A 12,010-nucleotide genomic window follows, 5' to 3' on the forward strand; every position below is an offset into this window, starting at 1 on the left:
GAGCCCACGCATGCAAATTACCGGTGAGATGTTGATCGGCCACGCCGACGTGCGGGGCAGCGCGGGAACGCTCGAAGCGTTCGACCCGTCGCGCGGCGAGCCGCTGACGCCCGCGTTCGGCGCGGGCAACGCGCAAGACGTCGAACGCGCTTGCGCGCTGGCTCGCGCCGCGTTCGACCCGTTCCGCGCGTTGCCGCTCGCCAAGCGTGCCGAGTTCCTGGAGGCCGTCGCCCAGGCCATTCTCGATCTGGGCGACGCGCTCATCGAGCGTGCGCATGCGGAGACCGGATTGCCTGCCGCCCGCCTGCAAGGCGAGCGTGGGCGCACCGTTGGCCAACTGCGCATGTTCGCCCGCGTGGTGCGTGACGGCCACTTCCTCGACGCCACCGTCGACCCGGCGCAGCCGGCGCGCGAGCCGCTGCCGCGCAGCGACTTGCGTCTGGCCAAGATCGGTCTCGGTCCCGTGGCCGTGTTCGGCGCGAGCAACTTCCCGCTGGCGTTTTCGGTGGCGGGCGGCGACACGGCATCGGCGTTTGCCGCGGGTTGCCCGGTGATCGTCAAGGCACATTCGGCGCACCTGGGAACGTCGGAACTCGTGGCCCGCGCCATCCGCTCAGCGGTGCAGGCACTTGGCCTGCCGGAAGGGGTGTTCTCGCTGCTCGTGGGCGAACGCGCCGTGGGCGAGGCGCTCGTTGCGCATCCGGCGATTGCCGCCGTGGGCTTTACCGGTTCGCGCACCGGCGGCCTCGCGCTCCAGCGCATTGCGCAGTCGCGTGCCGTACCGATTCCGGTCTATGCCGAAATGAGCAGTATCAATCCGGTGTATTTGCTGCCTGAGGCGCTGAACGCGCGCGGCGAAGCGATCGCCAAGGGGTTCGTCGACTCGCTCACGATGGGCGTCGGTCAGTTCTGCACCAACCCGGGGATGGTGCTGGGCATCGCGGGCGACGCGCTCGAGCGCTTCTGCCGCACGGCTACTGAAGCGCTCGGTGCGAAAGCCGCCGGCACGATGCTGACGCAGGGCATTCATCAGGCGTACGACAAGGGTGTGACGCGACTGGTCGACGAACCGAACGTGACGCTGCTCGCGCGCGGTCAGGCGGGGGGGGCATGCCAGGGCCAAGCGGCTCTCTTCCGCACGAGCGCCGCCGAATTCCTCGCTACGCCGGCACTGCATGAGGAAGTCTTCGGCCCGGCATCGGTCGTGATTGCCTGCGATACCGTCGAAGAGATGATCGCGATCACCGAGCGTCTGGAAGGACAGCTCACGGCGACGCTGCAACTCGACGCCGGCGATACCGAGGCGGCGCGCCGCTTGCTGCCGAGTCTGGAGCGTCGCGCCGGACGCATTCTCGCCAACGGCTTCCCGACCGGCGTCGAGGTGTGTCATGCGATGGTCCACGGCGGTCCGTTCCCGGCGACGTCGAACGCCATGTTCACGTCGGTGGGCGCCACGGCCATCGATCGGTTCCTGCGTCCGGTCTGCTATCAGGATCTGCCCGACACGCTGTTGCCCGAAGCCCTGCAGGAAGCCAATCCGCTCGGCCTGTGGCGACTTCGCGACGGTGAGATGTCGCAGGCATGACACGCAGGCTCAACACGTAGCGAACGACATTGCCGCAACGACAAACGCCTTCGGATTTCGATCCGAGGGCGTTTTGTCTTGGATACAGGGCAGCGGTCGCGGCTACGACGCCACATCCCCTCGCGCAAGCGCCGGCGGCGTCGCCAGACCATACAGTGGCGTGACCTGTCCCTGCGCCAGCCCCTTCGCCACCGCCTTCAGATTGATCGAACCCGGCGCACCGATCAGCGCGTAGCCGATCTGTCCCTTGCGCCACGTCACCACGCCCATCCGGTCGATCTTCTGCTCCGCCACGTCCTGATCCGGACGCGGGTCACGCACCACGCACAGGGCGACGGGGTCCCCCGTCTCCGGCAGGTACACCATCTGCACCAGCGTTCGATCCTGCCAGCGCAGGCGTTGCACGCCCTTGAACGTCAGCCCCTGTGCGCGCAGGTCGGGAACGCTGATATCGAGCTTGTCGTCGTGCCGAATATCGCTGACGGTGCGCGCGATGTCGCCATCGTCCACCCGTACCGACGCGATCGTGTCGCGCACATAGAGCTGCTGGTATTCGGCGGCCGCGCGCACCCACGTCGTGCCTTGCGGCGACTTCGGCGGCGCCGTTACCGAGGCCGTCATGAGTCCTCCGCCCCCCGCGCCCAGGCGGTTCAGCGCACCCGGCAACCAGGGCAAGCTGATGGCGGTGACGGCTACGCCAGCGGCAAATGCGGCGAGTAGCCACCCCGCGCGCACGCGGCGTGCGGCGGGCGCATCGTTCGCCGCGGGCGGACCAAGGGATGCATTGACGGATACGGACGCGACGGGCGACGCCGAGCTCAACGGCTTCATGGCATCGGCACCGTCTTGCGGCGTCTGCCGCTGCGCATGCGCGCGCAGCAATGCATCGAGATGGGCGCTCAGGCTGGCAGGCACGGGCGGGATCACTTGTGCGGCGAACGTCTCCCGATACGGCAGGCGCGACGCGCGCAACGCCTCGACCGCGTCGGCCAATTCGGGCGACGCGCCGATGGCCGCTTCGACCTCGGCCCGCTCGGCAGCGGGGAGTGTGTCGTCGACGTACGCGAGCAGGCGGATATCGTCTTCGTTCATCACGCATCCTCCTCACGTGCGCCGGCGTCAGGGCCGACGTTGTCGGCACGGCGGGGTTGCCCCCTGGATTGACGGAACTGGTCGCCGACGGTTCGGCGTGCGCGAGACAAGCGGCTCATGACCGTACCGATGGGCACGTCGAGCACCAGCGCGGCCTCCTGGTAGCTCAGCCCTTCGACAGCGACGAGCAGCACCACGAGCCGCTGGGCTTCGGGCAGACGATCGACGGCGCCGAACACCTGATGGTAACTGGCCAGGTCTTCGGGCGTGGACGCCTGAAGATCGGGAATCGCCTCGACGTCGGCATCGTCCCAGGCCAGGCTGCCGCGCGAGCGGACACGACGCGCACGGATCTCGTTGATCCACGTGGTGTGCACGATGCGGTACATCCAGCTCAACGCCGAGGTGCCCGGCTGCCACTGATGCACGCGCTCAAGCGCGTGCAGGCAGGCACGTTGCACGAGATCCTCGGCATCGTGGCGATCGCCTGTAATGCGCAGGGCGAACGCCCAGAGGCGCGGCAGCAAGCCAGGGAGCAAGCTGGGCAAATCCTGACCGGTCATCGGCAAATGTCCTGGCGGAGGGTGCCTGGCGTCAAGCCAGTCCGAAGCAGCGCCGGCGACGACCGCCGACGCTTGCCGCGAAATTATACTGAGCCGCCGCGACTTTGCACTACGCCGCGTGGCCGGCCAGACCGCCAACACCCTTGACTCCCTGTCGGATCTGCGTGCGCTCCCGCTCAGGGCTTGACCACGTGCCACACGTCCTTGAAGCCGTTGCCCTTCATGTCGCCCTGGGCGGTGTCCTTCGAGAAGCGATACATCGGCTTGCCCTTGTAAGCCCATTGCATCGTGCCGTCGTCGCGCGTCACGACGGTGTAATCGCCCTCGGCCTTCGCTCCCGGCGCGGCCATCACGGGCGGCCACGCATCGGCGCACGGGCCGTTACAGGTGCTCCTGCCGCTGCCGGCCACATCTTTGTCGAACGTGTAGACGGTACGGTTCTGGCTATCGACCATCATGCCGCCCATCGCCTTGAGCGGGGCTTCGGCATGGGCAGCGGCAGCGGCGAACAGGCCGGCGGCCGCCACGAGTGCGGTGAGAACGGAGGACATCGATTGACGTTGGTTCATGACATTGGCTCCTGAATGAAATGTCGGGGACGACACTCTCAGAACGCCCGGTCGCGACGCTTTATTCCGTCCGATGTCAGCGATTTTTTTGCTGCGCCGCAATGCAGCGCGGAGCGAAGGAGAGAACAGCGGGGGACGGCAATGCCATGGCAGCGGAAGCGGCAAGTGCCGCACATCCCCCGGACCCTCCCAAGGCGACGGCGGCACTCCCAACGACCTACTCGCCCTTCGGCGCTTCCTTGACGCGGCTCACGAGCTGCGTCGGACTCACGAATTGCAGCGCGATGAGCACCCACAACAGCGTGATCGCCATATAGATCATGGCCATGGCGTCGATCGACTGCGGCGCCCGCACGCCGGTCGAGAACACCGCGTAGTACAGCGCGACGACGAGCGTCTGCGTGTCGGGACCCGCCGTGAAGAACGTCAGCTCGAACATGCCGATGGTGCGTACGAGCACCAGCAACCCGGCCGCGAGAATCCCCGGCACCAGCAGCGGCAGCAAGACGTAGCGGAAATACTTCAGCGTGTTGGCCCCGAAGATGCGCGCGGCGGCTTCGAGATTCGGATCGATCTGCTCGATGAACGGCGTCATCACGAGAATCACAAACGGCAGCGACGGCACGAGGTTCGCGAGAATCACCCCCGCGAGCGTGCCCCCCAGCCCGACCTTGTAGAGCACCGTCGCCATCGGAATGCCGTAGGTGACCGGCGGCACCATCAACGGCAGCAGGAACACCAGCATCGCGAGCTTCTTGCCGGGGAACTGCGCACGCGCCAGCGCATACGCCGCAGGCACGCCCAGCGCGATCGACAGCAGCACGACCGCACCCACGACCTCCATGGTGACCCACAGCACATCGGCAAGCTGGAAATCGCGCCATGCCTGTGCGTACCAATGCAGCGTGAAGCCTTGCGGCAGCGGCGTGCCGAACCAGCGGGTGGCCAGCGAGTTCATCGTGACGGTGGCGATCATCAACCCCACGTTCACGAGGAAGAAGATCATCGCGCCCCACACCAGCACACGCCACAGACGCGAGCCCGGTCCTTCACGGCGCATCTTGCGTCGGGTCGTGGGGGCAGCCGCCAGCGAACTCACGGGCGAAGGCGTGGTCATGAAATCTCCGTTTTGCGCGGCCAGGGTTCCGGCCAAATGCTTGTTGGTGGCGCTCATCCCTTGCCTCCCGTGGTCGGACCGCTATAGAAGGCCCGGCGCGCGCCGAGCATCCCTGCCACGATCAGCAACTGCACGAAGCCCATCACGATCGCCACGCACGACGCCAGCGAGTAGTCGTAGCTCTCGAACGCGGCTTCATACGCTGCGATCGACACCACGCGTGTGGCCCCGGCCGGCACTCCGAGCAGCACCGCCGACGGGAACACCGAGAACGCCTGCACGAACGACAGGCACGCCGCCATCGTCAATCCCGGCACCAGCAGCGGCAAATAGATCAGCCGGAACTGTTGCCACGGCCCGGCGCCAAGCGTGCCGGCCGCACGCGCGAGCGTCGGATCGATACCCGTTACGTACGACAGAATCAGCAGGAACGCGAACGGGAAACCGGAAATCACCAGCGAGATCAACACGCCCCAATAGTTGTGCGTCAGGCGGACTTCGTCGCTGTAGAGATGCAGCGCATGCAATGCCTGCGGGAACCAGCCGTTCGGTCCATAGTACGTCAGCATGCCGTCGGCGATCAGCACCGTGCCGAGCGTGACGGGCACAACGAGCAGCATCGTCACGAACTTCGACGCACGCGTGCTCTTGCGCAGCGCGAACGCCGCCGGAATCGACGCGCCGACGTTGATCAACGTGGCCGGCACGGCGAGCTTAAGCGTGATGAGCACCGTCGGCCACAGCGTCGGGTCGGTGAAGAACTTCACGTAGTTCGCGAAGACGCCGCCCTCCATCGGCTGGAAGGACAGGAACAGGCCGTAGGCGAACGGGTACACGAACATCGCGAGCAGGCACACGAGCGCCGGGGCCACGAGCCAGCCACGGCCGTCGAAGCGCGCGGCCGGCGTGAGCGACGGGGAGGACGCGGCGGCACTCATGCGCGCTCTCCGGCGTAGACGAGCGTGCGCTCGACCGGCACGCAAAGTGGCACGCGCTCACCCACGGCATAGTCGCCGGGCAGGCGCGCATACAACGGACCAAAGGGCGACGCCACCCGCAACAACGAATCTCGGCCACCGTATTCGACGGTCTCCACGACCGTATCGAACGCGTTGTCATTGGCGGCCTGTGCACGCTCGAAATCGTCGGGACGAATCGCCACGCTGACCTTGCCCTCGCTGCCGGGCGACTCCATGAGCACGCCGTCGAACGACGCACCACCGCTCGACACACGGGCGCGATCGCCCTGCGCCGACGTGATCGACACGTCGAACACGTTGCGATAGCCCATGAAGCGCGCCACATGCAGATTGCGCGGACGGCAATAAACATCGCGCGGCACACCGATCTGCTGCACGACGCCTTCCTTCATCACCACGATGCGATCGGCCATCGAGAGCGCTTCGTCCTGATCGTGCGTCACGTAGATCGTGGCGCGGTCGAGTTCGCCGTGAATGCGGCGAATCTCGGCGCGCATCTCGATGCGCAACTTCGCATCGAGGTTCGAGAGCGGCTCGTCCATCAGCACGACGGGCGGCTCGATCACGATGGCGCGAGCGATGGCCACGCGCTGCTGCTGCCCGCCGGAGAGCTGGCCCGGCAGCTTGCGCTCGTGCCCCACGAGCTGCACGAGTTGCAAGGCCGCACGGGCCCGCTTCTCGATCTCCGCACGCGGCATGCCGCGCATGCGCAGGCCGAAGCCCACGTTATCGAGCACGCTCATGTGCGGAAACAGCGCGTAGTTCTGAAAGACCATGCCGAAGCCGCGCTTCTCGCTTGGCAGCACGTCAATGCGCTCGTCGTCTAGCCAGATGGCGCCGCCGGTCAGCGGCGTCAGTCCGGCAATACAGTTGAGCGCGGTGGATTTACCGCATCCCGACGGCCCCAGCAGCGCGATGAATTCGCCGCGCTCGATGGTCAGGTCCAGGCCGTTCAAGGCGGCCACGGACTGACCTTCCGCGTTGGTGAAAGCGCGCGCAACGTTGTCGAGGCGCAGGTGTTGAAAGTTGTGCTTCATGGACGACTCCGATCACTCCGGTCACTTCGATTTGCGCGCGCCGATCTCGGCATCCCATTTCTGGAATGCGGCGACCATTGCGGTCGCATCGAGCGGCACGGCATGCGGGAAGTCGGCGATGAGCTTCGCGTATTCCGCACGGCCATACTTCGCAATCACTTCCTGGCTCTTCGCCGGCGCGGCGGACAACGGCACATCCTTCACGGCGGGGCCCGGGTAGAAGTAGCCGTCGTCGTAGGCGAGCGCCTGTTGCGCAGGCTCGAGCATGAAGTTGATCAGCTTGAGAATGACTTCCATCTTCTCTTTGGCAACGCCCTTGGGCACGACGATGTAATGCGCATCATTGACCCACGTGAACTTGTCGAAGGCCTGCACCTTGAAGCTTGCCGGCACGATGCCCAAGGCGCGCGGGTTGATGTCCCAACCCGTCATGGTCACGGTCATGTCGCGACTGCCCTCACCCAGTTCCTTCATCACCGCCGACGTGCCGCCCGGGTAATAGGGAATGCACGAGTCGAGTTCCTTCAGGAACGCCCACGTCTTGTCCCAGCCCTTGATCGGATCGTGCGGGTCCTTGTCGCCCAGCAGATACGGCAACCCCATGAGGAATGCGCGGCCCGGGCCCGAGTTGGCCGGACGTGCATAAATCAGCTTTCCCGGATTGGCCTTGCACCACGAGAGCAGCTCGGCGGCTGTCTTCGGCGGATGACTGACCTTGGCCGGGTTGTATTCAATGAGCGGTCCTCCCGGGCTATACGTCACGGTAATACCGTAGCCCTTTGAGAGTTCCTGCATCGCGCGCACGTTAGGCGAGTACTTGTCGAGTACGCCCGGCAGCTTTGCGCTGTCATCAGGCAGCAGACGCTGCCAGAGGTTTTGCTGAATACCGGCGGCAAGCGCATCGGTACCGGTGAGCACGATGTCGATGTCGGAACGACCCGCCGCTTGCATGGCCTTGATCTTGCCCGGCAGTTGTGGAGCGGGCGCGTTGGTAAACGTGATCTTGGAAACAAGATCCGGGTACTTGTCGCGGAAGGCCTCGAAGCCCTTCTGCGTGAGGGCGAGGTTACCCGCCACGTCGACAATGTTCAGCGCGACCGGCGCAGCGGTTGCGGTACTCGCGATGCTTCCCAATACGGTCGCACATGCCAGTGCGCCAAGCGTGCGTTGCCAGAATCCTCTGCGGCTGAAGGTCATGCTGTCTCCTCTTCGTGTTGAATTTCTCGTAAGTCATCATATGACTTGAAAGGTGAATTTGCAATCAGGAGACACGTCGGAACATCTCAGAGATTTCCCTAAGAGATTCCTATTCGATTGATTATTTGTCGAAATTCCGGGGATTTTAGTGGGATCTTTCGATACACATCAGGGATTTCACCGATAGAGAGACGTCCCGTCCGTCACCTAAATTACGGCCAGTCATACGATGACGTAAAAGTAGTCCACAAAACGCAATTTGCGTTTCCGTCCCTTGCCCTGCTCCCCCTGGAGCCGGAGGATGAGTCGCTGTGAAAATTCGCCGCATCACGATCACCCCCATCGCTTTTCGCGACCCACCGTTGCTTAACGCGGCCGGCATTCACGAGCCGTATGCGCTGCGTTCGATCATCGAGATCGAGACCGATAACGGTCACGTGGGCCTAGGCGAAACGTACGGCGACGCGCCAGTGCTAGCGTTGCTTGACAGCACCCGAGCGCACCTGATCGGCATGGATCCGTTCGACACCAACGGCTTGCGCGCGCGCGTCGCGGCGGTAGTGCGTCAGGGCGTGCGCGGTGAGCGCGTGGAATACGAACTCGCGCCGGGCACCGATCCGCGCAAGGACGCCGAGAAGATCTACGCCGCGTTCGAGGTGCCCTTCCTCGATCTGCAGGCGCGTCATCTGGGTATTCCGCTGGTCGAACTGCTCGGCGGCGCAGTCCGTCCCGAGGTGCCTTACAGCGCGTATCTGTTCTTCAAGTACGCGCAGCACATCGACATGCCGGCGACCGGTTATCCGCTCGACCCTTGGGGGGAAACGCTCAACGCCGAACAACTCGTTGCCCAGGCACGCACGATGATCGACGCCCACGGCTTCGGCAGCATCAAGCTCAAGGCCGGGGTGCTCGAACCGTCGGAAGAGGTGAAGTGCATCAAGGCGCTCAAGCGCGCCTTTCCGGACAAGCCGTTGCGCATCGATCCGAATGGCAACTGGTCGCTCGCCACTGCGATCGCAATGGGCCGCGAACTCGCCGGCGATCTCGAGTACTACGAAGATCCGACGCCCACGCTGGAAGGCATGGCGGAACTGCATCGCGCCACGGGCATGCCGCTCGCCACGAACATGGTCGTGACCGACCTGCGGCAGTTCCGCGAGAACGTGCGACTGAATGGTGCGCAGATCATCCTTTCCGACCATCACTACTGGGGCGGATTGCGCGACACCCAACTGCTCGCGCGCATGTGCGAGACGTTCGATCTCGGACTGTCGATGCATTCCAACTCCCACCTCGGCATCAGCTTGATGGCCATGACGCATCTGGCCGCCAGCGTGCCGCGCCTGTCGTACGCCTGCGATACGCATTACCCGTGGCAAGCGCCGGATGAGGAAGTCGTGCGCGGCGGCAAGATCGCCATTCGCAATGGCGCAGTCGCCGTGACGCGGGCCCCTGGGCTGGGTCTCGAGATCGATCAGGACCAGTTGGCCAAGTTGCACGAGCAGTTTCTGCGTTGCGGCGTGCGCACTCGCAACGACGCCATCCAGATGCGCAAATACCAACCCGACTGGAGCGGCCGGGCACCCCGTTTTTAGTCCCCCGTGAGCATGCAACAACGTTTCAAGCGAAGTCCAAGAAAACACACCACAAAAGGAGAAGTCGTGAGACATTCGAAATTGTTTGCCGGGCTTGTATTGGCCGGGCTCGCCGCTGGCGCCGTCCCGGCGTTTGCGCAGTCGAGCGTAACGCTATATGGCATCGTCGACGATGCCATGACGTACAGCAGCAACCAGAACGGCAAGTCGAACACCTATCTGCGCAGCGGCAATCTGGCGGGGAGTCGCTGGGGCCTGCGCGGCACCGAGGATCTGGGCGGTGGCACCAAGGCCTTGTTTCAGTTGGAAAACGGGTTCGACCTCAACAATGGCACACTCGGCGCGTCCGGTTCGATGTTCAATCGTCAAGCCTTCGTCGGCCTGAAGAACGATCGGCTCGGCACGGTTACCATCGGCCGTCAGTACACGCCGTACTACCTGATGGTCGGCACCATCGGCCCGACGACCTACGTGACGGGCGCGACCGGCGCACACCCGGGCGATATCGACGGTCTCGACACCACCATCCGCATCAACAACTCGGTGACCTACACGTCGCCGGTGATGTGGGGCGTGACGGCCAGCCTGCAATACGGCTTTGGCGGACAGGCCGGTGCGTTCAGCAAGGGCAACACTTACTCCGGCGCGCTGCGCTACGACGGTGGCCCGCTCTCGCTGGCCGCCGGCTACCTGCGCCTGAACAACGTGGGCGGCAGCGGGGCGACGTGGAATGGTGCGTCGACCGGCACGCCGGGCACGTCCTCCCTCAACCAGGGCTATGTCACCGCCGATGTGCTGCAACACATCGCCGTGGCCGGTATTTACACGATCGGCAGCGTGACGCTGGGCGCGACTTACAGCAACGTGCAGTACAAGCCGGGCGCGGCGTCGCTCTTCCATGACACCGCCATCTTCAACACCGCGGGCGTGCATGCGTCGTGGGTCGTGTCGCCGCAGTGGCGTCTGGCGGCGGCTTACAGCTACACGGCGGCCTCGAAGGCGAACGGCATCACCGATGCCGCCACCTACCATCAGGTCTCGCTTGCGCAAGTGTATTCGCTCTCGAAGCGCACCTCCCTGTACGCGCTCGAAGCCTGGCAGCACGCCAACGGCAAGTCGCTCTCGGCCAACGCGGCGAGCATCATAAATGCCGGCCCGGCGGTGGGCGACTCGCAGAACAGCACGCCGTCGGCGACGAGTTCGCAGGTCGTCGGCATGCTGGGGATCCGCGTCGATTTCTGACGCGGGTTCGTCCGTAGGAAAGCTGTCCGGGCTGTCGCCGTGCGCGTGCCGGCCCAGGCAGTCATGAGTGGTCGCGAGAAGTCGCACGAGGTGGTACTTTCGGCCGCCAATGCCTGATACCGATTAGGGGGTGGCGTTGGCGGTCGATTCTTATCGGTTGTCGTATGTATGCGACCGGCGATAAGGTAAACTGGGGGCGTTCTGTCGTCACCCAACATTCCAACCAACGCCATGTCCATGACCAGCCCGTTGCCCGCACGTCCTCGCCGCAAGTCTCGCAGCCTCACGGAAGAGGTGGTGAGCGCGTTGTCCGAGCAGATCCGCAGCGGGACGTTCCGCCCGGGCGACAAGCTGCCGACCGAGTCGGCCATCATGGAAAGCCTGGGCGTGAGCCGCACCGTGGTCCGCGAAGCGATCTCGCGACTGCAAGCCGCGCAACTGGTGGAAACGCGCCACGGCATCGGCACCTTCGTGCTCGAAGCGCCGCGCGAGAATTCATTGCAGGTCGACACCAACCGCATCCTCACAATGCTCGACGTGATGGCGATCCTGGAGCTGCGTATTTCGCTGGAAACGGAAGCGGCCGGGCTGGCGGCGAATCGCCGTACCGACACACAGCTCAAGCTGATGCGTCAGGCGCTGGACGACTTCGAGATGCACGTGCGCCAACGCACGGGCAATGCGGTGACGGCCGACGTCGCGTTCCATCTGCAAGTGGCCAACGCTACCGGCAACCGCTATTTCCACGACATTCTCGAGCAGCTCGGCAACACGATCATTCCACGTACGCGCGTGAATTCCGCCGAGCTCGCCGACGACGACCAGGTGTCGTATCTCAATCGCGTGAATCGCGAGCACGAAGACATCTATAACGCCATTGCGCGACACGATCCGGAAGCGGCGCGCGCGGCCATGCGCACGCACCTCACCAACAGCCGCGAGCGTCTGCGTCGCGCGCAGGAATCGGCCGGTCCGCAAGCGTAATGCCGCAGCCCGGCACGCGAGCACAGCGCCTTTGACAGTCGACGTTTGA

11 protein-coding genes are annotated in these 12,010 nt (G+C 64.7%); 4 read left to right on the forward strand and 7 right to left on the reverse strand.

The features are described 5' to 3' along the window. The first annotated feature begins 10 nt into the window (after positions 1-10). Entirely contained in the window at positions 11-1,585 is a 1,575-nt protein-coding gene (locus BGP02_RS18405; RefSeq protein WP_261939781.1) for an aldehyde dehydrogenase (NADP(+)), read from the forward strand. 102 nt (positions 1,586-1,687) lie between these two features. Here the strand turns inward: BGP02_RS18405 and BGP02_RS18410 are convergent, their stop codons facing one another. From BGP02_RS18410 to BGP02_RS18440, 7 genes are all read right to left on the reverse strand, one after another. Further along, positions 1,688-2,677, reverse strand: a complete 990-nt coding sequence (locus BGP02_RS18410) for an anti-sigma factor (RefSeq protein ID WP_286798956.1) — start codon at positions 2,675-2,677, stop codon at positions 1,688-1,690. After that, complete coding sequence (locus tag BGP02_RS18415) at positions 2,677-3,240, reverse strand: RNA polymerase sigma factor (RefSeq protein WP_017232543.1); 564 nt, start codon at positions 3,238-3,240, stop codon at positions 2,677-2,679. The genes BGP02_RS18410 and BGP02_RS18415 overlap by 1 nt, the downstream gene beginning before the upstream one ends. A gap of 176 nt (positions 3,241-3,416) precedes the next feature. Then, entirely contained in the window at positions 3,417-3,809 is a 393-nt protein-coding gene (locus tag BGP02_RS18420) for a COG4315 family predicted lipoprotein (protein ID WP_286798957.1), read from the reverse strand. Positions 3,810-4,026: 217 nt separating this feature from the next. After that, positions 4,027-4,869: an ABC transporter permease gene (locus BGP02_RS18425; protein ID WP_232424539.1), complete on the reverse strand. Its 843-nt coding sequence runs from the start codon at positions 4,867-4,869 to the stop codon at positions 4,027-4,029. Between the two features lie 110 nt (positions 4,870-4,979). Beyond that, positions 4,980-5,864, reverse strand: a complete 885-nt coding sequence (locus BGP02_RS18430) for an ABC transporter permease (protein WP_150562559.1) — start codon at positions 5,862-5,864, stop codon at positions 4,980-4,982. Next, positions 5,861-6,943, reverse strand: a complete 1,083-nt coding sequence (locus BGP02_RS18435) for an ABC transporter ATP-binding protein (protein WP_017232539.1) — start codon at positions 6,941-6,943, stop codon at positions 5,861-5,863. Before BGP02_RS18435 ends, BGP02_RS18430 begins: the two co-directional genes overlap by 4 nt. 21 nt (positions 6,944-6,964) lie before the next feature. After that, positions 6,965-8,140 (reverse strand): ABC transporter substrate-binding protein, encoded by a 1,176-nt coding sequence (locus tag BGP02_RS18440; protein ID WP_017232538.1) that lies wholly within the window; start codon positions 8,138-8,140, stop codon positions 6,965-6,967. A 311-nt stretch (positions 8,141-8,451) separates the two neighbouring features. Between BGP02_RS18440 and BGP02_RS18445 the strand changes: the two genes are divergently transcribed. The 3 genes from BGP02_RS18445 (at position 8,452) to BGP02_RS18455 (ending at position 11,961) form a co-directional block, all read left to right on the forward strand. Beyond that, positions 8,452-9,735, forward strand: coding sequence for a glucarate dehydratase family protein (locus tag BGP02_RS18445; protein WP_017232537.1), 1,284 nt, complete (start codon positions 8,452-8,454; stop codon positions 9,733-9,735). Between the two features lie 66 nt (positions 9,736-9,801). Next, positions 9,802-10,977 (forward strand): porin, encoded by a 1,176-nt coding sequence (locus tag BGP02_RS18450; RefSeq protein WP_039829947.1) that lies wholly within the window; start codon positions 9,802-9,804, stop codon positions 10,975-10,977. Between the two features lie 237 nt (positions 10,978-11,214). Further along, complete coding sequence (locus tag BGP02_RS18455) at positions 11,215-11,961, forward strand: FadR/GntR family transcriptional regulator (protein WP_017232535.1); 747 nt, start codon at positions 11,215-11,217, stop codon at positions 11,959-11,961. The last annotated feature ends 49 nt before the right edge of the window (positions 11,962-12,010 follow it).

The sequence above is a fragment of the Pandoraea sp. 64-18 genome (genome assembly GCF_001899225.1).
Classification (GTDB): Bacteria; Pseudomonadota; Gammaproteobacteria; order Burkholderiales; family Burkholderiaceae; genus Pandoraea; species Pandoraea cepalis.

Bases quoted from the DNA above. Each gene is read 5' to 3' on its own strand.
- BGP02_RS18410 (WP_286798956.1), bottom strand. From the start codon at position 2,677: ATGAACGAAGACGATATCCGCCTGCTCGCGTACGTCGACGACACACTC.
- BGP02_RS18435 (WP_017232539.1), bottom strand. From the start codon at position 6,943: ATGAAGCACAACTTTCAACACCTGCGCCTCGACAACGTTGCGCGCGCT.
- BGP02_RS18440 (WP_017232538.1), bottom strand. From the start codon at position 8,140: ATGACCTTCAGCCGCAGAGGATTCTGGCAACGCACGCTTGGCGCACTG.
- BGP02_RS18425 (WP_232424539.1), bottom strand. From the start codon at position 4,869: ATGCGCCGTGAAGGACCGGGCTCGCGTCTGTGGCGTGTGCTGGTGTGG.
- BGP02_RS18455 (WP_017232535.1), top strand. From the start codon at position 11,215: ATGACCAGCCCGTTGCCCGCACGTCCTCGCCGCAAGTCTCGCAGCCTC.
- BGP02_RS18415 (WP_017232543.1), bottom strand. From the start codon at position 3,240: ATGACCGGTCAGGATTTGCCCAGCTTGCTCCCTGGCTTGCTGCCGCGC.
- BGP02_RS18405 (WP_261939781.1), top strand. From the start codon at position 11: ATGCAAATTACCGGTGAGATGTTGATCGGCCACGCCGACGTGCGGGGC.
- BGP02_RS18420 (WP_286798957.1), bottom strand. From the start codon at position 3,809: ATGAACCAACGTCAATCGATGTCCTCCGTTCTCACCGCACTCGTGGCG.
- BGP02_RS18430 (WP_150562559.1), bottom strand. From the start codon at position 5,864: ATGAGTGCCGCCGCGTCCTCCCCGTCGCTCACGCCGGCCGCGCGCTTC.